This is a genomic window from Stutzerimonas kunmingensis, from assembly GCF_002929225.1.
GTDB lineage: Bacteria > Pseudomonadota > Gammaproteobacteria > Pseudomonadales > Pseudomonadaceae > Stutzerimonas.
On the sequence record NZ_PISM01000014.1, the window covers coordinates 182,990 to 207,437 of the forward strand.

The 24,448-nt window shown below is 65.2% G+C and carries 16 protein-coding genes; 8 read left to right on the plus strand and 8 right to left on the minus strand.

Going from position 1 to position 24,448, the window contains the following annotated elements; genetic code table 11:
* Positions 1–19 precede the first annotated feature (19 nt).
* Positions 20–409 carry a GFA family protein gene (locus tag CW305_RS07440; protein ID WP_104097510.1) on the plus strand — a complete coding sequence of 130 codons (390 nt, stop codon included), beginning with the start codon at positions 20–22 and terminating at the stop codon, positions 407–409.
* Positions 410–412: 3 nt separating this feature from the next.
* Here the strand turns inward: CW305_RS07440 and CW305_RS07445 are convergent, their stop codons facing one another.
* The 5 genes from CW305_RS07445 to CW305_RS07465 all read right to left on the minus strand — a co-directional run bounded on the left by CW305_RS07445 (position 413) and on the right by CW305_RS07465 (position 6,570).
* Entirely contained in the window at positions 413–2,761 is a 2,349-nt protein-coding gene (locus CW305_RS07445) for an FdhF/YdeP family oxidoreductase (RefSeq protein WP_104097511.1), read from the minus strand.
* On the minus strand, positions 2,758–3,561 hold the full coding sequence (gene fdhD / locus CW305_RS07450; protein ID WP_104097512.1) for a formate dehydrogenase accessory sulfurtransferase FdhD: 804 nt from the start codon (positions 3,559–3,561) through the stop codon (positions 2,758–2,760). Before fdhD ends, CW305_RS07445 begins: the two co-directional genes overlap by 4 nt.
* Positions 3,562–3,662: 101 nt before the next feature.
* Complete coding sequence (locus tag CW305_RS07455) at positions 3,663–4,565, minus strand: LysR family transcriptional regulator (protein WP_104097513.1); 903 nt, start codon at positions 4,563–4,565, stop codon at positions 3,663–3,665.
* Positions 4,566–4,610: 45 nt separating this feature from the next.
* The gene (locus CW305_RS07460) at positions 4,611–5,648 is read right to left on the minus strand and encodes an AraC family transcriptional regulator (protein ID WP_104097514.1); all 1,038 of its coding nucleotides are present in this window, start codon (positions 5,646–5,648) and stop codon (positions 4,611–4,613) included.
* 7 nt (positions 5,649–5,655) lie between these two features.
* Positions 5,656–6,570 carry a GGDEF domain-containing protein gene (locus CW305_RS07465; protein WP_041014041.1) on the minus strand — a complete coding sequence of 305 codons (915 nt, stop codon included), beginning with the start codon at positions 6,568–6,570 and terminating at the stop codon, positions 5,656–5,658.
* Positions 6,571–7,584: 1,014 nt separating this feature from the next.
* Between CW305_RS07465 and CW305_RS07470 the strand changes: the two genes are divergently transcribed.
* From CW305_RS07470 to CW305_RS07495, 6 genes are all read left to right on the plus strand, one after another.
* Positions 7,585–10,068, plus strand: a complete 2,484-nt coding sequence (locus CW305_RS07470) for a TonB-dependent receptor (RefSeq protein WP_104097515.1) — start codon at positions 7,585–7,587, stop codon at positions 10,066–10,068.
* Between the two features lie 75 nt (positions 10,069–10,143).
* Positions 10,144–12,060, plus strand: a complete 1,917-nt coding sequence (locus CW305_RS07475) for a phytase (protein WP_104097516.1) — start codon at positions 10,144–10,146, stop codon at positions 12,058–12,060.
* 69 nt (positions 12,061–12,129) lie between these two features.
* A complete protein-coding gene (tolQ, locus tag CW305_RS07480) occupies positions 12,130–12,843 on the plus strand; it encodes a protein TolQ (RefSeq protein ID WP_003300068.1) in 714 nt (237 codons plus the stop codon).
* Positions 12,844–12,856: 13 nt separating this feature from the next.
* Positions 12,857–13,318, plus strand: coding sequence for a protein TolR (gene tolR / locus CW305_RS07485; protein ID WP_104097517.1), 462 nt, complete (start codon positions 12,857–12,859; stop codon positions 13,316–13,318).
* Entirely contained in the window at positions 13,318–14,148 is an 831-nt protein-coding gene (locus CW305_RS07490; RefSeq protein WP_104097518.1) for an energy transducer TonB, read from the plus strand. Before tolR ends, CW305_RS07490 begins: the two co-directional genes overlap by 1 nt.
* A 28-nt stretch (positions 14,149–14,176) precedes the next feature.
* Entirely contained in the window at positions 14,177–16,138 is a 1,962-nt protein-coding gene (locus tag CW305_RS07495) for a PhoX family protein (protein WP_104097519.1), read from the plus strand.
* 184 nt (positions 16,139–16,322) lie between these two features.
* Here CW305_RS07495 and CW305_RS07500 read toward each other — a convergent pair whose 3' ends face one another.
* The 3 genes from CW305_RS07500 to CW305_RS07510 form a co-directional block, all read right to left on the minus strand.
* Positions 16,323–16,844: a phosphatidylglycerophosphatase A family protein gene (locus tag CW305_RS07500; protein ID WP_245890974.1), complete on the minus strand. Its 522-nt coding sequence runs from the start codon at positions 16,842–16,844 to the stop codon at positions 16,323–16,325.
* Between the two features lie 220 nt (positions 16,845–17,064).
* Positions 17,065–19,062, minus strand: coding sequence for a methyl-accepting chemotaxis protein (locus tag CW305_RS07505; protein WP_104097520.1), 1,998 nt, complete (start codon positions 19,060–19,062; stop codon positions 17,065–17,067).
* 211 nt (positions 19,063–19,273) lie between these two features.
* Positions 19,274–22,267 carry a PAS domain-containing protein gene (locus tag CW305_RS07510; protein ID WP_104097521.1) on the minus strand — a complete coding sequence of 998 codons (2,994 nt, stop codon included), beginning with the start codon at positions 22,265–22,267 and terminating at the stop codon, positions 19,274–19,276.
* Between the two features lie 208 nt (positions 22,268–22,475).
* Here CW305_RS07510 and CW305_RS07515 point away from each other — a divergent pair, with 208 nt between their 5' ends.
* Positions 22,476–24,446, plus strand: a complete 1,971-nt coding sequence (locus CW305_RS07515; protein ID WP_104097522.1) for a DEAD/DEAH box helicase — start codon at positions 22,476–22,478, stop codon at positions 24,444–24,446.
* The last annotated feature ends 2 nt before the right edge of the window (positions 24,447–24,448 follow it).

Genomic DNA, 24,448 nt, shown 5'->3' on the forward strand with positions numbered 1-24,448 from the left:
GAATTAGAGGACGCCGAACGTGAACTCATTAACCGGTGGCTGCCTGTGCGGCAACGTGCGGATCATGACGGTGGGGCAGCCTTATCGCGTCGGGATCTGCCACTGCCTGGACTGCCGCAAGCATCATGGTGCTTTGTTCTACGCAGCTGCGGTGTTCCCGCAGGATGCGGTAACCGTCGAGGGCGATACGGCCGAATATGCCGGACGGCATTTCTGCCCGCGCTGTGGCTCGTCGGCTTTTTCCCGCCTCGCCGATGAAATCGAGGTGCATCTCGGCGCCCTGGATGCACCCGACCAACTGAGGCCGACCTACGAATGCTGGACCGTGCGCCGCGAAGGCTGGTTGCCAGCGTTTCCGCTCAACCGGCGCTACCAGCACGATCGCGACGACTCCAGCCGCTTCGAATGAGCGTCATTGCCCGCTGGCGATCAGCGGCTGCTCGGTCTTTTGCGTGTTCGGCAGCACGCGAATCGCGATGAATTTCGAAGTCGGCGTGTGGCTGCGCTCGCCAAAGCTCTCCAGCGGCACCAGCGGGTTGGTTTCCGGGTAGTAGGCGGCGGCCTGGCCGGGCGGGGTGTCGTAGGCGAGCAGGGTGAAACCGCGCACGCGGCGCTCGATGCCGTCGTCCCACAGCGATAGCAGATCGACCTGCTGGCCGGCTTCCAGACCCAGTCGCTGGATGTCGGCGGGATTGACGAACACCACATCGCGCATGCCTTTTACCCCACGATAGCGATCATCCAGACCATAGAGCGTGGTGTTGTACTGATCGTGGGAGCGCAACGTCTGCAGGATCAGGTCGGCCTCCACGCCGCCGTGGCGGGCCTGCTCGGGTAGCAGATCGGCCGGCAGCGGGTGCGCCTTGAATTCGGCGCGACCGCTGGCTGTGTTCCATTCGCGCCGGGCAGCGGCATTGCCCAGGTAGAAGCCACCAGGACGGTGCAAGCGGTGGTCGAAGCCGGTGAAACCGGGAATGGTCGCCGCGATCAGCTCGCGGATACGGGCGTAGTCCTCCACCAGCCAGAGCCAGTCCACCGGGCGCTTGCCCAGCGTGGCGGCGGCGATGCCCGCGAGGATGGCCGGCTCCGAGCGCATCTCGGCGGACGCGGGCTCGAGCTGGCCGCGGGAGGCGTGGATCATGCTGAACGAGTCTTCCACGGTGACTGCTTGCGGGCCGCAGGCCTGGCGGTCGATATCGGTGCGACCGAGACACGGCAGGATCAGCGCGTCGCGGCCCATGGTCAGGTGGCTGCGGTTGAGCTTGGTGCTGATCTGCACGGTCAGCGCGCAGTTGCGCAACGCCTGCTGGGTGCGCGGGGTGTCCGGCGTGGCCTGGGCGAAGTTACCGCCCAGACCGATGAACACCTTGACCTGCCCGGCGAGCATGGCCTGGATGCATTCCACGGTGTTGTAGCCGGGCTGGCACGGCATCGGCAGGTCGAAATGATGCTCCAGCGCATCCAGTAGCGCGGCCGGTGGCCGTTCGTTGATGCCCATGGTGCGGTCGCCCTGTACGTTGCTGTGGCCGCGCACCGGGCAGGCGCCGGCGCCGGGCTTGCCGAGGTTGCCGCGCAACAGCAGCAGGTTGGCGATTTCCTGGATGGTCGCCACCGAGTGACGGTGCTGGGTGATGCCCATCGCCCAGCAGACGATGGCCTTTTCGGCGTTGCGGTAGATCGCGGCCGCGTGGCGAATGGTTTCGCGGCCGAGCCCCGACTGCTGCTCGATCAGCGCCCAGGGCGTGGCTTCGACCTCGGCCAGATAGGCGTCCAGTCCGTGGCTGTGCTCAGCCAGAAACGCGTGATCGAACACCGCCGGCGCGCCGCTGCCCTGGGCTTCCTGCTCCCATTGCAGCAGGTACTTGGCGATGCCGCGCAGCACCGCGAGATCGCCACCGAGATTGGGCCGCAAGTAGGCGCTGTGAGTCGGCGCGTCCTGGTTGGCGAGCATCTCGATGGGCTTCTGCGGGTGCTGGAAGCGTTCCAGCCCGCGCTCGCGCAATGGATTGAAGCAGACCACCTGAGCGCCGCGCTCCACAGCCTGACGCAATGGTTCGAGCATGCGCGGATGGTTGGTGCCGGGGTTCTGGCCGAGGACGAAGATCGCATCGGCGTGATCGAAATCCTCCAGCGTCACCGTGCCCTTGCCGACGCCGATGGATTCGGTCAGGGCGACGCCGCTGGCCTCGTGGCACATGTTCGAGCAGTCGGGAAAATTGTTGGTGCCGAAGCTGCGACCGAACAGCTGGTAGAGATAAGCCGCTTCGTTGCTGGCCCGGCCGGACGTGTAGAAGGCTGCCTGGTGCGGGCTGTCCAGGCCGTTCAGGTGATGGGCGATCAGCGCAAAGGCATCGTCCCAGCTGATCGGCAGGTAGCGGTCGCTGGCGGCGTCGTAACGGACCGGTTCACTCAGGCGACCTTGGTATTCGAGCCAGTAATCGCTCTGCTGGCGTAACTGGCTGACGCTGTGGCGGGCGAAGAAGGCGGCATCCACGCGGCGGCGCGTGGCTTCCCAGTTCACTGCCTTGGCGCCGTTTTCGCAGAACTTCACCGCACCGGCCTCCGGCGAATCACCCCAGGCGCAGCCGGGGCAGTCGAAGCCGCCGTTCTGGTTGGTGCGCAGCATGGCGCGGATGTTCTTCAGCGCGTTGCCACTGCCGAGCCAGGCGCTGGCCACGCTGCGCAGCGCGCCCCAGCCGCCTGCCGGGCCGGCGTAGGGCTGGAAACGGGTGGCGGGATGGAAGCGGGACGTGCGGCTCATGGTTGGCATCCGTTCTGTTCGGGCAGCGCAGGTGCCGGGCTGTAGACCCGTGGCGCGCTGTGGTGGGGCAGGTGAATGAGGTTGAGGTGATGCCGACGCGCCCACTCGACGGTCAGGTGGGTCGGCGCGGACAGGCTGACCAGCGTGCCGATGCCGGCGCGCACGGCCTTGTGGATCAGCTCCAGGCTGCAGCGGCTGGTGACCACGACGAAGCCTTCGCTCGGCGTACGGCGCTGCAGCGTCAGCGCACCGATCAGCTTGTCCAGGGCGTTGTGCCGGCCGATGTCCTCGCGGCACAGGGCGATCTCTCCGTTGCCGTCGACATACAGCGCTGCGTGCAGTGCGCCGCTGTCGCGGGCCAGCAGCTGGGCGTTGGCGATGCGCTGGCGCAGATCGTGGAAATGCCCTTCGGGCGGCAGATCGATTGGCGAAAGTGGTACGAGCTGCGGTAATGCCTGCTCCAGCGCCTGCACACCGCACAGGCCACAACCGCTGTGGCCGGTCAATTGCCGCCGTTGCTGCTTGATGTGCCAGAACGCCCGCGGGCTCACCTGAACTTCGGCATGCTGCGCGCTGCCATCGCCCCGCAAGCGCAGATCGCGTAGATCATCGATGCGCTCGATCAAGCCGGCGCTCAGGCTGAAGCCGATAACGAAGTCTTCCAGGTCCAGCGGCGTCACCATCATCACGGCCTGATTGAGGCCGTTGTAGCTGATGGCCAAGGCGCATTCGTCAGCCAATGGGGCCGCGCCGAGATCCGGAGCATTGGCGCTTGGGGCGTTGAGGGTGGCGTATTGCATGGCGATGGCCTGCGACAGGTCGACGCAGGGAGCCTAGGAGCGCAGGAAGTGATCGTCCAATCGCTATGTTCGATAGGGTGATCGAGCGTATCGATCGCCCGTCAGGGGATGGCAGGTCTTTGCCGCTGCAACAGCTCGCGCGCTTCGTTGAAACAGGCTTCGCCCAGCGCGGATCGCGGTGAGCCGCGACGCAGGATCAGCCCCAGCGGCGCGAGGGTACTGGCGTTGTCGATGGGCGTCAGGGTCAGTCGGCTGTCCAGTGCTTCGAGGCCGCTATCCAGCGGCATGATTGCGCAACACAGTCCGGCGCCTACGGCCTGCAGCAGATGATGCACGGCATCGGTCTGCAGTCGCGGTGCCAGGCTCAGGCCACGGCTACGCAGTGCGTGGTCGATGGACTGGCGAAAGTGCATGCCTCCGGTCAAAAGACCTAGCGGAAGATCGGCGAGGGCTTCCCAGCGCAGCGATGGCGCGTCGAAGCGAAAATGGCGCTCGTCATGCAACAGCCCCATGCGGGTTCCGCCGAGCGGCAGGCTGGTGAAGTGCGTGTCATCCAGCCGCTCCAGGTAGGACAGGCCGAGGTCCAGCAGATTGCGATTGAGCCGTTCGAGAATCTGATCGCTGCTGAGTGCGAACAACTCGAAGCGCAGATTCGGGTGGCGCTCGCCGAAGGCCTGCACCAATTGCATCGGGTCGAAACCGGCCAGCGGCACCAGGCCCAGGCGCAAGGTGCCGACCAGCTGGCCACGGCAGGAGGCGGCTTCGGCCAGCAGGCCGTCCTGTGCGGCGAGCAGGCTGCGCGCCCAGGCCAGGATGCGTTCGCCTTCGGGGGTGAAGCCTTCGAAGCGCTGGCTGCGGATTACCAGTTGCAGGCCGAGTTCGTCTTCGAGGCCGCGCAGGCGCATCGACAGCGTCGGCTGGGTGACATGGCAGCGCGCCGCCGCCTGACCAAAATGACGTGTTTCATCCAGCGCCACGAGAAACTTCAGCTGCTTGATATCCATGCCCGCTCGCCTCGAAGGTAATGCGGACGGCACCTTAGCACGCCGTCAGGGGGCGTCGAACAGCGGCTGCAGCCCGCTGGGCACCACGCCGGTCCAGCGTTTGAAGGCGCGGCGGAAGTTGGTGGTGTCGTTGAAGCCGAGGTGCCGCGCCACGGCCTCATTGCCGAGGCCGCGGGCCTGATAGAGGTAGAGCGCAACGTGCGTGCGCACCAGATCGAGCTGTTCCTGGAAGTGCGTGCCGTGCTTGGCCAGCTTGCGCTTGAGCGTCGCCGGGCTCATGGCGAACGCCAGCGCGACGCGCTCCAGGTTCAGCGGCTCGCGGATGTTGTCATGCAGGTATTGGTAGAACGCATCGAGAAACGCACAGGGGCCTTCCAGCGCATTGATCTGCTGCTGGCTGGCCTGCTGCGCGACCTGACCTACCGTGGCCGAAGCATCCGGCCAGGGCTGATGCAGGTACTCGCGAGGCAGGCTGAGCAGGGTCAGGTGGCGGTCGAACTGCAGCGCGTCACCCAGGTGCACCCAGTACTGCTCGACATGGCGCGGCTGCGGGTAGCCGAACTGGAAGCGCCACGGCAGGCGCAGACCGCTGCCGCGCTTGCACAGCGCGACGATGGCGGTCAGGTGCGCTTCGATGAGAAACCGTTGGTGGCGGCCGGCGCTGCCGTTGTCCAGCCAGTAGATGTGCAGCTGCTGCTCGTCCAGCAGCAGCCTTGGCGCCAGCAGCGGGCAGAGCAGGGCGCGGAACTGGCTAAGCCGCTCCAGCGCCTGTTCGAGGTTGCCGGCGTTGGCCAAGGCAAGGCTGACATCGCCGTAGTGCCCGGGCAGCAAGCGCTGGCCGAACAGAAAGCTGCTGTCCGCAGCACCCAACAAGCGCTCGGTATTGCCGATGAGCGTTAGCAGCTGCTCCGGGCTGACGCGGGCGCGGCCGCTGGCGACGTCCTCGTAGAACAGCCCACTGCCGCGCAGCAGCGCATGGCTGTCGATACCGCGCGACAGCGCCAGGTCGAGCAACACCGCCGGCTGGTGGTGCGCGGCGATGAAGCGGGTGTCCCATTCGTACCAGCGTAGCGAGCTTTCCATGATCGCCTCAGGCGCAGCGGGGCAGGGATTGCTTGGCCTTGGCCAAGCCGAGGTTGAGGCGTTTCAGTAATTGCTCGGCATCGTCGTCGAAGGCCATCACCACCGCGGTGCTGGCGCGCAGATGCAGGCGCTCGCCGTGCTGGCGGGTCTTGTGCGCGAGGCTGGCGACGGCGGTCTGCAACTCCTCGGCGAGCTGCCGCGCCTGTTGTTCGGCGGTATCGGGCAGCAGCACGACGAAGCGATCCCCGGCGAGGCGGCAGAGCAGGTCCTGATGGCGCAGGTTGAGCACCAGCAACTGCGCCACGGCCTGCAACACGAGGTCGCCTTCTTCCTGACCGTAGCGCTGGTTGACCCGGCTGAACTCGTCGAGGTCCACCGCCAGCAGCGACAGCGGCCTTTGCTCGTCGGCGGCCTGGCGCAGGGCCGAGTCCAGTTGCCGACGCAGGTACTCGGCCGTGCCGAGCGGGGTCAGGTTGTCGAACAGGCGATGCTCGCGAAACAGTCGCTCGCGCTTGTGCATCTGCGCGTTGATGGCGCGCTGTTCCTGGTTCAGGTGGTAGATGCCGAACGTCAGCAGGATCAGGCCGACCGGCATGGGCGCGGTTTCCAGCCAGTTGTCCCAGGCGATGTTGGCGGGGATCTGGATGAATTCGTCGAGCAGGTCCATCCACCAGGAAAAACAGATACAGGCCAGCCCCAGCGCCAGCAACCGCGTCACCCGGCCGGCCGGGCGGCTGTGCAGCAGCATGATCAGCCAGGCGAGGGCGAGGGCGGCGCAACCGCCTTCGCCGACCACGTCCATCCAGTCGATCTCGCCCCAGGATTTGAGCTGGCCGACGGCGAGGAGCAGCTGCAGGCCGACGTTGGCGGCCAGAGCGAGACCGAGGAGGGTGAGGGTGTGGAGTTTGAGGAGGGATTTCATCGGGTCTCCGTGGCGAGGGATCGCGCCAATGCGTGAGGGCACGGAAACAGATGGATGTGACGGTTGGATGAATGGGGTGGGGGTTGAATTGGCTCAGGGGTTTTTTGGTTGATTGGACAGTTTGGTGGGGGGCTCGGGAATGTGGTTTGTCCTGATGGATCGGATCAGTTCTGGACGAGGTGCTTGCTGCATCGAGTCTATGCCGATTGCCGAGTTGCCTGGCGATTTAGGTTTCGCCCTGCTGGGCGAGTCACTTTCTCTTGCCTGGCCAAGAGAAAGTAACCAAAGAGAAGGCCACCCCGACATCCGGGTTTTGCTTCACAAAACTCCCCTCCCTCCGGCGCTGCTCCGGGGGCCGGGCTCGGCGCCCCCTCACGAAGGGACGTCCCTGTCCCTTCACTCCTCGCTCGGCGTCCTGCCTCGCGTCCCCCTGCGCAACGCCTACGTTCGGCCTCCTGACGGGGGAGTTAGTCCGAGATGCCTGACAGATTGAGAGGCTTGGTTTGTAGTTTTTGATCGATTGAAAACTATCAGGCGACTCCAATCGCCCCTTCAGGAGGGTGAACGGAGTCGTCGCGTAGAGGGGCGAGCGGCATGGATGCCGCGAGAGAACTAGGCGTCCCCCCGTAAAGGGCCATGGATGGCCCTTGTACGGCGACCCTCGGAACGGCGGCGTAGTGAACGAACCCGGAGCGAAGCGAAGGGCCGGATGCAGGGGCAAGCGTTTTTGCCTACTTTTTCCGCGACTGGAAAAAGTAGGTCGCCCAGCAGGGCGAAACAGAGCTACCGGATACACGAAAAATCGGACTTGGCGCGGTGCTTATCCACCGCACCACAAAGCTATGGTCGCGCTCAAAAACAGGTCATATCAGCTCAATCCCGCTCGCAAAATCCCCGAAAACCCCCTGTTCCAAGCCCTCCCCGAACCTCCTGTCACAGAACCGCCATATCCCCCACCTACCGTCCGCTGCAGTTCCGGGATGGACCCGGTAAACACCGTTCGGGGGATTGTTCATGAGCACATACCGCAGCGGCATCCGCCATGCAGGATTCCGCATTAGCCTGCTGGCCCTGGCCGTCAGCGCCGGTTCGGCCTGGGCCGAGGAGCCGCTTGTCATGGAGCACGTCGAAGTCATCGGCCAGGCGGTCAGCATCGACGAGGCACTGAAGGACCAGCGCAATTCCGACAGTGTCGAAAGCGTGGTTCACGCCGATGGCATCGGCCAGCTGCCGGACGACAACGCCGCCGAGGCGCTGCAGCGCATTCCGGGCATCTCGGTCGAGCGCGACCAGGGCGAAGGGCGTTTCGTCAGCGTGCGCGGCATCGCGCCGGATCTGAACAGCGTCACCATCAACGGCACCCTGGTCCCATCGCCGGAGAGCGATCGCCGTGCCGTGGCGCTCGACGTACTGCCATCGGAGCTGGTGCAGTCGCTGTCGGTGGTCAAGACGCTGACGCCGGACATGGATGCCAACTCCCTGGGCGGCACCATCGAGGTACAGAGCCTGTCGGCCTTCGACCATGACGGGCTGTTCTACAGCCTCAGCGGCGAGGGCAGCTATGACGACAACGTCGACAAGACCAGCCCGAAATTCTCCGGCGCCATCAGCGACCGTTTCAGCCTCGGCGATGGCGTCGACAACTTCGGCGTCGCCGCGGCCGTCAGCTGGCAGGAGCGCGATTTCGGCTCGGACAACGTCGAGACCGGCGGCAAGTGGGACTTTGCCGACGACGGCGCGCGGCTGGAGGAACTCGAGCAGCGCGACTACGAGATCACCCGCGAGCGCACTGGCTTCGGGTTGAATTTCGACTACAAGCCGGACGACGTCAGCAGCTACTACCTGCGCACGCTATACAGCCGCTTCAAGGACACCGAAACGCGTAACGCCGCCGGTGTCGCCTTCGAGGATTCGCAGCTGCCGGGCGAGACCGGTGACGCCGAGGGCTGGCGCGAGCTGAAGTCCCGCGAGGACACCCAGACCGTGCAGTCCTACGTGTTCGGTGGTGAACGCATGATGGGCCTGTGGACCCTGAGCGGGCAGGCCGGTTACAGCCAGTCGCGCGAGCGCAATCCGGGCGGTATCGCCAGCGCGACCTTCGAGGGCGATTTCGCCGATGCCGGTTTCTCCAGCAGCCGCAAGCCGCGCCTGATGATCGATTCGTCCTTCTACAACCCAGCGTCCTTCGAGCTGGATGAAGTGGAGTGGGAGAAAAGCGACACCCGCGACCGCGAGAAGAATATCCGCCTGGACCTGGCGCGCGAGTACGACATCCAGGGTTATGCCGCGCAGGCCAAGTTCGGCGGCAAGCTCAGCCGCCGGCACAAGGACAACGACAACGAAGTCTGGAAGTACGACGATTTCGACGACCTGACCCTGGCCGATTTCCAGGGCGGCAACGTCGACTACGCGCTCGGCCGCTTCGGCCCAGGCATCAGCGCCTCGGCCATCGAGGGCGCGATTGGCGGTCTGGATGCCAGCGAGTTCTACGACGAGGAGGAGTCGCGCATCAATGACTTCGACATGCACGAGGACATCAACGCCGCCTACCTGATGAACACCGTGGATATCGACCGCTGGCGCGTCATCGCCGGCCTGCGCTACGAGGGCACGCGCTTTCGCGCCAAGGGCACCGGCCTGCGCGACGGTCAGTTCGAGTCGATCTCCAGCAGCAGTCGTTATGACCACTGGTTGCCGGGGCTGCACCTGCGCTACCAACTGACCGACGACACCATGATCCGTGCCGCCTGGACCAACAGCGTGGTGCGCCCGACCTTCGGCCAGCTGGCGCCCGGTTTCGTCATCGACGGCAACGACGCCGAGTTCGGCAATCCCGATCTCAAGCCGCTGGAATCGATCAACTACGACCTCGGCATCGAGCACTACATGGGCCGCGCCGGCGTGGTGTCGGCGTACCTGTTCTACAAGGACATCGATAACTTCATCTACAACACCGATCTGGCCGGCACCGGTCAGTGGGCCGCGTTCGACGAAGCGCTCAGCTATCAGAATGGCAGCAGCGCGAAGCTCTACGGCCTGGAGCTGGCCTACTCGCAGAAGCTCGACTGGCTGCCGGCGCCGTGGAACGGTCTGTTGCTGGGCGCCAACGCCACCTTCAGCCAGTCCGACGCGGACATCGAAGGGCAGGGAATGCAGCGCAGCATCGACCTGCCAAACCACTCCGACACGGTCGGCAACCTGATGCTCGGCTGGGAAAACGACCGGCTTAACCTGCGCCTGGCTGCCAATTACAAGTCGGACTACCTCTACGAGGTGGCCGGCATCGACGACGAGGCGCACGACCTGTACGTCGACGATCAGCTGTTCGTCGATTTCAAGGCGGGCTACTTCATCACGCCGAGCCTGCAGCTGACCTTCGAGGCGCTGAACCTGACAGACGAGTCCTACTACGTCTACAGCGGCCGCCGTGCCTACAACGCCCAGTACGAAGAGTACGGCCCGACCTACAAGCTCGGCCTGACCCTCACCCACTTCTGACCCCATGCCGCTCCGGTGCCCGCCGTTCCCCTTTACGGTCGGGCGCCGGCAGGCGGCAGCCTGAATGGATACACCATGAACGCATTGCCCAAAACCATGCTGCTCGGCCTGTGCATCGCATTGGCGGCCTGCCAGTCCACACAGCCAGATACACCGGCGAAGTCGGCCCAGCTGAACATCAGCGAACCGCTGCTGGCCGGCCTCGAGTACGCCCAGCTGCTAAACGGCTACACCCCCTGGACCGGTGCCGACCGTGTGCAGGTCGATGACCAGGGCCTGCAGCTGCTGGACGCCGCCGGTAACAGCCTGGCGCGCCACGCCGGGCGCTTCGAAGGACTGGACCATCGCGTCGACCGCCAGGGTTTGCTGCTGGCCACCGTCGAGCGCAAACGTCAGCAGGCGATGCTGATCGGCCTGAATGCGGCGCGTGCCTGGAGCCAACCGCTGTACCTGCCGCGCACCGCATTCGCCATCGAGGGGCTGTGCCTGTACCGCGACAGCGCGAGCAACGACTTCGTCTTTCTGCTCGGTGAGGAGGGCGTCGGCGAGCAATGGCTGGTCGGCAGTCAGGGCCGCCTGCTCGATGAGGCGCGGCGGGTGCGCGGGCTCAGCCTGCCGCCGCAGAGCGCCTTCTGCCAGACGGACGATGCCAGTGGGCAGCTCTATGTCAACGAGGAGTCCGTCGGCTTCTGGCGTTACCCGGCCGACGCCGAGGCGCCGTTGCAGCGTGAGCCGGTCGATCTGCGCCAGCCGTTCGGCAGCCTGGCCCATGCCGCAGCGGGCATGACCCTGGTGCCGGGCGGACTGCTGGCGCTCGATCCCGAAGCCTCGGTGCTGCATCTGTACCGGCAGAACGAAGCCGGCTGGCAAGCCGATGAGGTCATCGCACTGGACGGTTTCGACGAACCGGAACGCATCAGCGCGCGCCGCGGTGCCGAGGGCGTCGAGCTGCTGCTGGCGGACGAACGCGGCCTGCAGTCGGCCCGTCTGGACTGGCAACCGACCGCGCTGTCGCAAGCCGAGCCGATCGTCAGCCTGCCGGCCGCGGTGGAGACCGGCCCGGTGCCGAGCCTGGGTGATGCCGCCGATGATCCGGCGATCTGGGTCCATCCGCGCGATCCGGCGCAGAGTCGTGTGCTCGGCACCGACAAGAAGGGCGGCCTGGTGGTGTACGACCTGGACGGCCGTCAGGTGCAGGACCTGCGCGCCGGCCGGCTGAACAACGTCGATGTGCGCAGCGGCTTCCGCCTTGGCAGCAAGCGCGTGGACCTGGCCGTGGCCAGCAATCGCGATCACAACAGCCTGCACCTGTTCGCCATCGACCGGGCGAGCGGGGTGCTCCGCGATGTCGGCGAGGTCGCCACGCCGCTGAGCGAAATCTATGGCCTGTGCATGTTCCAGGATCGCCAGGGCACTACCTACGCCATCGCCAACGACAAGGACGGCACCTTCCTGCAGTACCGCCTCGATGGCAGCTCCGGCCAGCCGCGTGGCGAGCTGGTGCGGCGCTTCAAGCTGGACAGTCAGCCCGAGGGCTGCGTGGCCGACGACCGCAGCGAGCGGCTGTTCGTCGGCGAGGAAGACGTCGCGGTGTGGGTGGTCGATGCCCGCGCCGATGTGCCAGCGGTGCCGGAGCAGGTCATCGGTGTCGGCGGGCCGGTCTACGACGACATCGAAGGTCTGGCGATCTACCACGGCGAGCGCGGCGACTACCTGGTGATTTCCAGTCAGGGCAACGACAGCTACGTGGTGCTCGATGCCCAGGCGCCCTATGGCATGCGCGGCACCTTCCGCATTGGCCTGAACGCCAAGCGCGGCATCGACGGAGCGTCCGAGACCGATGGGCTGGAAGTCACCTCGGCCAACCTCGGCGGCATCTGGAACCGCGGAATGCTGGTGGTGCAGGACGGCCGCAAGCGCATGCCCGAGGGGACGCAGAACTACAAGTACCTGCCCTGGTCGGCGATCGCCGATGCGCTGGGGCTGGATTGACGTCATCGCCCGCTAACCGACCCGCCATCCAATAGCAGCTGCACCAGTCGGGGCAGGAGGAAACGATTCATGCAAACGACTCTCGAGCACATGTCCATCTGGGGACTGATCAGCGAAGCCAGCCTGGTGGTCCAGGCGGTGATGATGATTCTGGTCCTGGCCTCGGTTTCGAGCTGGTACCTGATCATCCGTCGCAGTGTGGCGTTGCGCAGCGCCGAACGCCTGCAGCGCGGCTTCCTGCAGCGCTTCCGGCAGGGCGGCGATCTTGCCCAGCTCTATCGCGAAGGCCAGGCGCAGCCGTTGCCGGACGAGGCCGCGCTGCAGCGCATCTTCCTCGCCGGTTACGGCGAGTTCGCCCAGCTGCAACGCCAGCCGGGGATCGCGCCGGATGTGGTGGCGCAGGGTGTCGAGCGCAGCCTCTACGTGGCCGTCGCCGAGCAGGAGGAGCGTCTGGAAAAGGGCCTGCAGTTTCTCGCAACCGTGGGTTCGGTGAGCCCCTATATCGGCCTGTTCGGTACCGTGTGGGGAATCATGAACTCCTTCCTCGGCCTGTCGCAGGTGCAGCAGGCGACGCTCTCGACCGTCGCGCCGGGCATCGCCGAAGCGTTGATCGCAACGGCCATCGGCCTGTTCGCGGCGATTCCCGCGGTGATGGCCTACAACCGCTTCGCTGCCCGTGGGCAGACGCTGGTCGGTCGTTACTACGCCTTCGGCAACGAGCTACAGGCGCGCCTGCATCGGCGCCTGCACGCCGCTTCACCCAACGTCGCCGCAGCCGCCTGAGGAGGACGCCTTCATGCTGGTCAAACCACAGCACAAACACGGGCCCAAGGCGGAAATGAACGTGGTGCCCTACATCGACGTGATGCTGGTGCTGCTGGTGATCTTCATGGTCACCGCGCCGATGCTGGTGCAGGGCGTCAAGATCGAGCTGCCCAAGGTCGCGGCCGAAGCGCTGCCGGTGGAGAACGAGCGGCAGATCCTCACGCTCTCGGTAAAGGCCGATGGCGGCTTCTACTGGAACCTGGGCAGCGAGCTGGACATCGACAACCAGACCGACAGCGCCGTCGACCTTGCCGGGCTGCAGGCCAAGGTCGGCGCGATCATCGCCGAGCGCGGCGACACCCAGGTCTATGTCCGTGCCGACGAGGCGGCGGACTACGGTCGCGTGGTCGCTGGTATCGCCGAGCTGCAGCGCGGCGGGGTGGTCAACCTGGGGCTGATCACCGAGGCGCCGGCCGGAGTCGGGCAGCCGTGATGATGACCTTCAGCACGCCCGCCGCGCATGGCAGCAAAGTTGTCCCGCGACAGTGGATCGGTCCGGCCGGGGCTGCATTGCTGACCCTCGGGATGCACGCCGGACTGTTCGCGCTGTTGCTCGGCAGCTGGTCGCCAGCGCTGGAAATGCCGGTCGCCACCCAGGTGATGCAGACCCAGTTGATCAGCCTGCCGCCGCCGGCGCCAACCGAGAGCGCAGTGCCGGTCGAACCGCCCGTCGAGCCCGCGGTCGAACCGCCGCCGCGTGAGCCACAGGTCGATACCCACGCCCAGCAGCAGCGACTCGAGCAGGCCGAGCTGGCCTTCAAGCGCGCCGAAGAGGAGCGCAAGGCCGAGCAGCTGAAGCAGCAGCGCGAGCAGTTGGAACGCCAGCGCGAACAGCAGCGTCAGCGCGACGAGCAACGCCGCCAGGAACAGGCACAGGAGCGGGAACGGATGGCTCAGGAAGAGGCATGGTTGCAGGCGGCGCGCGAAGCCGAGGCAACGGCGCGCGCGGAAGCGGCTGAGCGCGCACGACAGGCTGCAGCGGCCGAGGCAGCCAGCCGGCAATACCTGCCGATTGCCAAGAAGCCGCCGGTCTACCCGCAACGGGCGCTGGACTCCGGGCTTCAGGGTTCCTGCACGGTCAGCTACACGGTCGATGTGCAGGGGCGCGTGCGCTCGCCCGAAGTGGTCGGCGACTGCCATCCGCTGTTCATCCGCCCATCACTCACCGCCGCCAAGAGCTTTCGCTACCAGCCGCGCATCGTCGAAGGCCGCGCGGTTGCCGTGCCCGACGTAAAGAACACCTTCCATTACCGCATCGAATGATGCCGTTACGACTCAGGAACCGTTTTCGATGAAACAGGATTTCACCGATTTTCACGCGAGCGTGGGCGCTCATGACGACCAACCGGTCAATCCGAGCGGCAACCTGCCGCTGCAGCAGGCGATCGATCACCGCCGGCGCGGGCTGCTCAAGGGTGGGCTCGGCCTGGCCGGCATCGCCTTTCTCGGCGGCGGGATGGCCGGCGCGCGAGCCGCGACCCGGGGCGATTCGCTGCTCGGCTTCGAAGGTATCCCGACCCAGCTCGACCCGCATTTCGACCGTGTCGAGGTGGCGCCGGGCTACAGCGCCCGGGTGTTCTTCTCCTGGGGCGATCCGGTGCATGCCGACGCACCCGAGTGGCAGCCGGATGCCAGCGACGATTGGCAAGCCCAGCTCAGGCAGGCCGGCGACAACCACGACGGCATGCATTACTTCCCGTTCCCCGACGCGCCCGACAGCCGCGGCCTGCTGGCCATCAACCACGAGTACGTCAACCCGACGCTGCATCCAGAAGGCATCGCCGTGGTCGATGGCCGGCGCCCGCTGGAACAGGTGCGCAAGGAGCAGGCGGCCCATGGCCTGAGTGTCATCGAGGTGCGCAAGGATGCGCAGGGTGAATGGCAGCGGGTGATGGATTCACCCTACAACCGCCGCATTTCCGGCATGACGCCGATGGCCATTGCCGGGCCGCTGGCCGGCCATGCAGCGATGCAGACCATGGACGACCCGGAAGGAAACACGGTGCTCGGCACGCTGAACAACTGCTCCAGCGGCTTCACGCCCTGGGGCACCTATCTGGTCTGCGAGGAGAACTGGCACAACTACTTCGTCAACCACGACGCCGACGATCTTGCCGCGCGCGTCTCGCACAACCGCTACGGCATCGCCGGCAGCGGCATGAGCAAGCTCTACGGCTGGGGCACGGTCGATCCGCGTTTCGATGCCACGCCGCAGGCAGGCCAACCCCATGGCGGCTTCGTCAACGAGCCGCACCGGTTCGGCTGGGTGGTGGAGGTCGATCCGTTCGACCCGCAGAGCGCGCCGGTCAAGCGCACCGCCTTCGGCCGTTACTGCCGCGAGTGCTCGGTGCTGTCGCTGGGCGAGGACGGGCGCATGGCGTTCTACTCGGGCGACGACACCAAGGGCGAGTACGTCTACAAGTTCGTTCCCAGCGGCCGTTTCGTGCCCGGTGCGGACGCCGCCAACCGCCGCTTGCTGGATGAGGGCACCTTGTATGTCGCGCGTTTCGATGCCGACGGCAGTGGCCAGTGGCTGGCGCTGGTGCACGGCGAGCATGGCCTGACCGCGGAAAACGGCTTCCCCAGCCAGGCCGAGGTGCTGCTCAATGCCCGCGCCGCTGCCGACCGCGCCGGCGCGACGCCGATGGACCGGCCGGAGTGGGTCGCGGTGCATCCCGATACCCGCGAGGTCTACGTCACCCTGACCAACAATGACGGGCGCGGCACCAAGCAGCCGCTGGACAAGGCCAATCCGCGACCGAACAACCTGCACGGGCAGATCCTGCGCTGGCAGGAAGAGGGTGGCGACCCGGCGGCGACGCGTTTCCAGTGGGAAGTCTTCCTGCTCGCCGGCGAGCGCCGTGGTGCGCGAGATGCCCAGAGCCAGTCGGTTGCCTCCAACCTGATCGGCACGATCGACGGCGACTGCTTTTCCTCGCCGGACGGGCTGGCCTTCGATCGTGACGGGCGTTTGTGGATCGAAACCGATTTCGACGATGACGAATCGGCGATGCAGGCCATGGGCACCAATCAGCTGCTCTGCGCCGATCCGAAAACGCGCGAGGTGCGGCGTTTCCTGGTCGGGCCACGGGGTTGCGAGATCACCGGTATCACCTGGAGCCCGGACTACCGCGCCATGTGGATCAATGTGCAGCACCCAGGGTTGAGCTTCCCGGCCAGCGACGGCCAGTCACGTCCGCGCTCGTCCACCGTGCTGATCACCAAGGATGACGGCGGCGTGATCGGCAGCTGACGATCGTTCCCGCGAGTAGGTGCCAGGCTAGGCGGCGCCCCGCATCCTGAATCAGGGCAGGCACAACGGGCGGTAGCTACCGTTGGCGCTTCCGGCGCATCATCGTTTCTGCTGCGCCGAGCTCCTGCCAGGTCGTACTGCCTGGCGGGCCTTAGCTGCGCCGCCTCGTGGTGATCGACCGGCGCTACACGCGCAACCAAAGCGCTCGGGCCCCACGCAGTGCGAGCCAAGCTAACAGCGCGGCCAGCACGTCATCCAATGCGATACCCAAGCCTCCACCAATCGTTTCGACAAATCCTATGGGCGGCGGCTTGGTGATATCGAAAAGCCTATATAGTGCGAATCCGGCACCGAGTAACCACCATCGATGGGCTGTGGCCAGCCCCAAAAATACGAGTGGAAAGGCGAGATACTCGTCGGCAACGATCTGCGCGGCATCACCGCCTCCAAGCCAACGCGAGGCCCAGTGACACAGCGGAACGCCGACCGCCAGCAGCGCAGAGATGAACAGCAGTTGCTTTGCCTGCGGCCGCCCCCAGAGCCACCACGCCAGTGGTATCCCCAGCAGTGATCCGAAGGTACCGGGCATCCAGGGCAATGATCCCAGCCCGAAACCAGTGGCAATCAATAAAACGACTTGCTCTGCGATCAATTGTCGAACCTCTACGGTGACCACCTGGCGTAACTGCAGAAATGCTCGCAACATCTCGCATAAAATCGATTCGACCGTTCGGCATTGAACATCGCACAAACTGGACGCCGCTTTTGGCGACCCTCAAATTTCGTCCCTGCACGATGTTGATGCGGAAATCGTCGAGTACACGCTTGGCGACGATGCGAGAGCCGCCGGCCGACTGCTCTCGCAGATGGCGCTGTTGTAATGGGCGGAAAGAGGCCCACTAAGCGCCTCTCTCATCCAGGCTGTATCAGCGGACCTTGAATCGGCTTACGACGGCCGTGAGGCGTCCATTCGTGTCCAGGAGCGATTCGGTACTCCTATCGACGCTCGCGCCGCTTTCGACCAGCTCGTCAACCACATGCCGCACGGCGACCATGTTCCGGTTGATCTCCTCGGCTACGGCGCTCTGTTCTTCCGCCGCGGTGGCGATCTGGGTGCTGAGATCATTGATGTGAACGACCGAGTTGGTCATTTCATCAAGTCCAACGGTGACCTGAGCCGTTTTGTCGGCTGTCGCCTGGCAGCTCGCCTTGGTTTGTTCCATGGCCTGCACGGCAGATCCGACGGCATCCTTCAGGCGTTGCAGGGTTTCATTGATTTCGGACGTGCTCTGTTGAGTGCGTGCGGCAAGCGCGCGGACTTCGTCGGCGACGACTGCAAAGCCACGGCCCTGCTCGCCGGCTCGTGCTGCCTCGATCGCCGCATTGAGTGCAAGCAGGTTGGTCTGCCCAGCGATGTCACCAATGACGCCCAGTACATCGTTGATGCGCTGGGCGTCGGCCTGCATCGCCTGGACCTTCGCCGTTGCGCTTTCCACCTCGCTGACCAGCGAGCGCACGCTGGTCGATGCATCGTCGACCACCAGCCTGGAGGAGACTGCGTTGTGATTGGCCGTTTGGGTGAATGTCGCCGTATCGCTGGCACTGTGCGCAACCGATTCGGCAGTCGAGCTCATTTCGTTGATCGCCGTAACGGCCTGGTCGGTTTCCGAGGCGTGCCGGGCCAGCGCGTCATTGGTGGTACGGGACAGCTGCTTGAGCTGTGCGATCTCCGACTGGATCTGGGTCGTGGCGTCACTTACGTCGATCATCATCTTCTGCAGGTAGCCGATGAATCCATTGACTGAGCGTCCGACCTGATCGACTTCGTCCTCGCCCTTGATAGCGATACGCTTGGTCAGGTCTGCGTCGCCTGCGGATAGGGAATCGATGTTTGTCTTCAGAACGGCAAGTCGTTTCATCAGCTGATTGATCGCGACAAGCATGAGCGCGAGCAGGATGAGCACCATCGGGATCTGGAGGGATGCAAGCGTCCTGAGCATCGCATCGCTTCGTGCCTCAAGCTTGGCGGTCGGCAGGGCGGCGGCGAGGAACCAGGGGGTACCTTCGACAGGCGTCATGAAGAAGCTGAACTCTTCGCCGGTCTTGCTCGTGAATACCTCCCGTCGCAACGCTTGCGGCGTGCTGGCGAGCGCCTTCTGTACGGTCGCGATGAAGGGCGACTGTACTGACATTTCGGAAACGTTGCGCAGCACCATGTCCGAGCCAAGTTGCGGCTGGTTGCTGAGGATCTTGCCGTCGGCCTCGACGATCATGACCTCGCCTTCGATCTCGTCCTGCTTTTCGGCAACCAGGCGGTTGAAGAAACCGAGGGTCAGGTCGATCGTCGACACGCCCCAGGGAGAGCCGTCCTTATAGATAGTCATCGCGCAATTGGTACGCGGCTCAGCACTGGCGTCATCCTTGTAGGCCGCTGCCCACACACATTTGCCGCGCGGTGCCTGCATGCCGCCTCGGTGCCAAGGCTCCTCGAAATAGTTACGCGATTCGGCCGAATTCCAGTGGGTATTGACGATCAGTTTGCCGGATGCGTCCCGGTGATAAAACGTGCTGTGCTTGGCGCGGCCTGGCGTACGGACGCCGGGGAGCGGCCAGATGCCGCCACCGAAGACCTTGACGTCACCGTATTGGTCGACGAGACCGGGTAGGACCCGGTCGATCTCGTCACTGTCAAGCATCGGCACCGTCTGGGTGATGCTGCGTGCTTGCGCTTCGACTCGCGCCAGGTCCATTGCGATGTGCTCGCCAATCTCGGTGACCTGCGACATGACGATGGTTTCGCCTGCCTCTATGAGCTGTGGCGTGACGAAGCGCTTGATCCCCAGCATCGTGAGCAACATGACCAGGAGAACGAAGCCGATGAAAGCGGCCGTGTAGCGAGCTTTGATGGTACGCAAAGAGAGCATGGATCCTGAACCTTGAGACAGCCGGCCCAACGGAGGGCATGGCGATGGTGCGCTATCGGCTTGTTGACCGATTAGTTAAGAAATCGGCGACTAACGGTCCTTCGAGAATGGCTCGCAGGTTATTCGTCGTATTACCAGGTGCGCGGCCATCGAATCAGGCATCCAGTAGTGATGCCCCACACGGTCATGGGCCCCGCTGCGCCGATGTTGCTCAGCAGACGTCGGCGCGCAGCTGCTCGACGGCATCTAGCAGCTGGTCCTGGGTGAAGGGCTTGGCCAGTCGCTGCAGCGGCAGCGCCGGGGTGGCCGATGGCAGTTCGGCATAACCGGACACCAGCAGGATCGGCAGCTCCGGCCGGCTTGCCCGTACCTCGGCAGCCAGTTGCGCGCCGCTCATCAGCGGCATGGCGTGGTCGGTGACGAGCATGTCGATCTGCGCCACCTGCAGCAGCTCCAGCGCCTGCGCAGCGGAGCGGGCCGTCAAGACGTGGTGGCCGGCGGCTTCGAGCATGCCGGCGGTGCCGAACAGCACCAGTTCGTCATCATCCACGGCCAGCACGGACAGCGGACGCATGGTCCTGCGCGGGAGATCATGCGGTGACGGGTTGTGAGTCGGTTCCGCGGCTGGCTCGTCCTCCAGTGCTGGCAGCCAGATTTGCGCGGTGGTGCCGGCGCCCGGGCTGCTGCGCAGCACCAGCCGCCCGCCGGATTGCTCGGCCAGGCCATGCACCATTGACAGGCCGAGACCGGTGCCCTTGCCGACGCCCTTGGTGGTGAAGAACGGCTCGACCGCGCGCTTGAGCGTCGTCTCGTCCATGCCGGTGCCGCTGTCGCTGACATTCAGGCGAACGTAACGCCCGGCGGCCAGGCCGTGCTGCTCGCCGGGCAGCGTCACCTGTTCGGCGACGATGAGAATGCGGCCCTCGCCAGCCATGGCGTCGCGCGCGTTGGCGGCGAGGTTGAGCAGGGCGGTTTCCAGCTGGTTGGGATCGGTCTTGACCCGCGCCAGTCGCTGCGGCAGCTCCACCTCCAGCTGGATGGTCGGGCCGAGCGAGCTGAGCAGAAGTGCCTGCATGCCTTGGATCAACTCGCGCAGATCGATCGGCGTCTTGTGCAGTTCCTGCTTTCGGGCGAACGAGAGCATGCGTGCCGTGAGCGAGGCGCCGCGTTCGGCACCAGCGCGGGCGTTGTCCACCAGGCGCAGCAGGACCGGATCGGCCGGCATGCTCCGACGCAGCAGCTCCAGGCTGCCGAGCACGGCCATGAGCAGATTGTTGAAGTCGTGGGCCATGCCGCCGGTGAGGTTGCCCAGCGCTTCCATCTTGTGCAGCTGTTGCAGCGTCTGCTCGGCGGCGACGCGCTCGCTGATATCCAGCGCCTCGGGGACCAGGGCGACGACAGTACCGTCGTCACCCAGCACCGGGCGCATGGAGAAGTCGAACGTGCGCGTGCCGCCCGGCATGTTCAGCGTCATGGTGCCGTGCTCGGTGGCGCCGGCCGCGACGCGCAGGGTCATCGCCTTCATCGCTTCCGGCATGCCGGGGGTGGCACTGAACCAGGGCGAGTCCCAGAACGGCGTGCCCGCCAACTGATGGAAGCGTGCTTCGATGTCGGCCAGTGCCGTGGCGTTGACGTAGAGAATCGAACCGTCCGGTGCGAGCATCGCCTTGTACAGGTGCGAGGTTTCCAGCACCGCTCGGATGTTCGCCTCGCTGCGTGCCAGCGCCGCCGTGCGCTCGGCGACCTTGGCTTCGAGCTGTTCCAGGAAGCACTGCTCGCGCTGCCTGACCGCCGCAGCGGAGCGCACACGCTCGATATGTGCCCAAGAGCGGTCGGTGACTTCAGTGAGCAGGGCGAGTTCGTAGGCGCTCCAGGCACGGGGCGCGCGATCATGGATGGCCATCAGGGCGGTCAGCCGGCCTTCCTTGACCAGTGGCAAACAGATGGTGGCGGCAATATCGAGCTGCTGAAAGGTGGCAGCCTCGTCCGGTGGCAGCTGCGCACAGTGATCGTCGACGATGAAGGCTTCACCGCCACGCAGTTTGGTTACTGCCAGTTTGCCGAATGCCTCCAACCGATAGCGTCCGACGATGCTGGTGCAGCCGGGCGCGGCCCAGTCGCCGCGGATGGTGAAGCCGTCCTGGTCGGGGTCCATGTCGGCATAGGCACAGCTCGACAGTCCCAGATGCTCGCCGAGCATGCGCGTGGTGATGCTCAGAATGGCGTCGGCGTCGACGCTGCGCGCGGTCTCCTTGGCTAGGGCATCGAGAAAGCGCAGGCGTTGTTCGTTCTCGCGCAGCGCCTGTTCGGCCTCGGCGCGCTCGGTCACGTCATAGCCTTCGACGAAGATCCCGGCAACATTGCCATTCGCATCGGTCACCGGCTGGAAGACGAAATCCAGCAGGCGCTCTTCCTCGGCCTCTCCCTGGATGCGCTGCAGCCCGACGCGAATACCGGTGCCGACAAAGGCCATGCCGCTGCGATAGACCCGGTCGAGAATATCGATGAAGCCCTGACGCTCGACCTCCGGCAGCGCCTCGCGCACCGGCTTGCCGATGACGTCGCGCTCGCCCACCACGCGCAGATAGGCAGGGTTGGCCATCTCGAAGACATGTTCCGGGCCGCGCAACATCGCCATCAGCCCGGGTGCCTGTTCGAACATCTGTTGCAGGCGCGCCTGCTGGCCCTGCAGCTCTCGTTCGGCCAGTACCCGTTCGGTGGTTTCCACGACCAGCGCGATGACACCGGCCGGCTGCGCCTGATCGTCGAACACCGGCGAGTAGTCCAGATTCATCCAGGCACGTTCAGGCCGGCCGTTGCGGTACAGCACCAGCTCCTGGTCCTTGTACGAAAGCGTGCCGCCCGCCAAGCCGACCTTCATCACGTTGTCGTTGAACTCGGCGACCTCCGGCCAGCCTTCGCGCACTTCCGAGCCCAGCAATTGCGGGTGCCGGCTGCCGGCGAACCCGGAGTAGGCGTCGTTATAGATCATGATGCCGCGCTCGCCCCAGAGCAGCACGATGGGCGTTGGCGAAAGCAGCAACATGGCGGTGACGGTCTTCAGGCTCGAGGGCCATTCAGCCAGAGGCCCCAGCGCCGTTGTCGACCAGTCGAAGCGGCGGATCAGCGCGCCGAGCTCTCCGCCGTCGGGGAGGAATGCGTGGCTCGAGTCGTCAGGCGAGGGGTTGTTGGCTGCTGGGTCCATCAGTAGCGATCCGTGTCCGGTGTGAAGGCAGGGCAGGGTGATTCAGCTTGAGAGCTGGTTCAACTCGGACAGCCGATAGCCCAGGAAGTCTTGCCGGCGACGCGAGCGATTGCCACATTCATTCGCTGCTGTTCGTCCTTGTAGCGGCCAGAGTACAGGGAAAAACCCGTACCATATCAACGATATGCAATGCCCACGGTGATTTCCGATGCTTTCTGCCGTCAAGCGCTACAGGGCCCTGGTCGCTGGGGTGCTGCAGCGCTGTTTTCCACGTACCTCGGCCCATCTGCGCGAAGAGGACGAGCTGTTGTTTCGTCGCTGGGGCAGTGCGCCCGGCAAGACGAACAAGGCTGCGGCCGCCAAGCGCAAGGGCAAATCTGCAGCCAAGGCCAAGCCGAAGAGCAAGTCGGAGGGGCCGGCTCGCGCTGCCGGCAAGCCGCGCAGGACGGCAGCGCAGGGGATCTACGCAGCGGCACAACTGAAGGTGGATGACGCCAAGGTTCAGGCGATGCGCGACCGCGTCGAGCAGGCGGTGGCTGCCGGGATCATCAGCGCGCCGTCGGAGGAGCAGTGGGCGATGATCCTCAGCCGCAGCCCGGTGACGCGCGTCTTTGCCGGTGCCGGTTCCGGCAAGTCCACCACCTTGCTGCTGCGGGTGGTGTTCATGCTCTGTCACATGGGCGTCGAACCCGGGCGGCTGACCGTGATTTCCTTTACCAATGCCTCCTGCACGCAGCTGCGCGAACAGCTGGTGCGGGTGCTGGGCTTCTGGCAGGTGCCATTCGATGCGCAGCAGGCGCGCCAGTGCGTGCGCACCTTCCACTCGGCCATGGCGCAGCTGGCGCGTGAAGTGCTCGGCACAGCGCAATGGTTCGAGCAGCTGGACGACAAGGCCGCCGCGGCGAACGAACCGGACAATCCGCTGGCCACCTCGCGCCAGCGTCCGGCGCAAACGCGTTTGCTCAAACAGGCCTATCAGCAGTGTTACGCCGAGCAGGCGACATTCCGTGAGCAGGTGCATCGGCTGCTCGACCTGCCTGCGCCGCCATCCGAAGCCGAGCAGGGCAAGCGCGCCGTGTCGAAAGCGCCAGGCGATACCTTCGCCCTTGCCGGTGAGTTCACGCCTCTGCCGCTGTACGAGGCCTTCTATGCCCAGGCGGGCTTTATCGAAAGCATCGGTATTCGCATCGATCAGCTGCAACCGGCCAGATTGCAGTGCGCGCCGCGCGAACGGGATTTCGTCGAAGCGCTGGTGAGTTTCCATGGCTATTTCCGAGCGGCGCTGCGTGGGCAGAGTCTGATGACCTTCAACGAGGCCTTTCAACAGCTTACCGAGCGTTTGGGCTCAGGCTCGGATATGCCACAGGCCAGCCTGGCTCCGTTCGAAAATCTCTTGATCGACGAGTTCCAGGATATTTCCCCGCAGATCGTCCAATGGCTGCAGGCGCTGCATCGCCATCTGGCGCGACAGAAGGGCAGCCCGAGCCTGATGGCCATCGGTGACGACCGGCAGTCGATCTACGGCTGGCGCGGCAGCTCGCCGGAGCTGTTCATGGACTTCGACAAGTACTTTCCGCGGCGCGGCGCCAAGGGCAGCGAGACGCTGCTGCTGGAAACCAACTACCGCTCCATCGAACCGGTGATTCGCGATGGCGAGGCGGTGCTGGCCGGCGTGCAGTTCAAGCAGGCCAAGACCAGCCGGCCATGCAAACCGACGCAGCCCGGCGACCACGGGGTAAAGCTGATCACCGGTTTCGAGCTGAACAAGGGCCTGCCGAAGTTGATCGAGGCGATCACCGCGCAGTGCGCCCATGTGGCCGAACGGCAAAGCCGCGAACGCACCGCGGTGCTGCTGCTCAGCCGGCGCAACGAGCCGTTGCGCACCATTCAGGCGCAGCTGGATCGCAAACTGCCGGTCAAGGCCTACACCATCCACCGTGCCAAGGGGTTGCAGGCCGAGGTGGCGATCATCGTCGACGACTGCGCCCCGGTGCAGCCGCACCCGCTGCGTAACGCGCTGTATGCCTACTCGGGTTTCTTCCGCAACAGCTATGACCAGGCCATGGCCGATGAAAGCCTGCGCCTGGGCTATGTGGCAATCACCCGCGGCGTCAGCCGGGTGTTCTGGTACACGCGCAAGGCCCAGGGCGCCACCGAGCGCCTGGCACGGCGTGGCTAGGG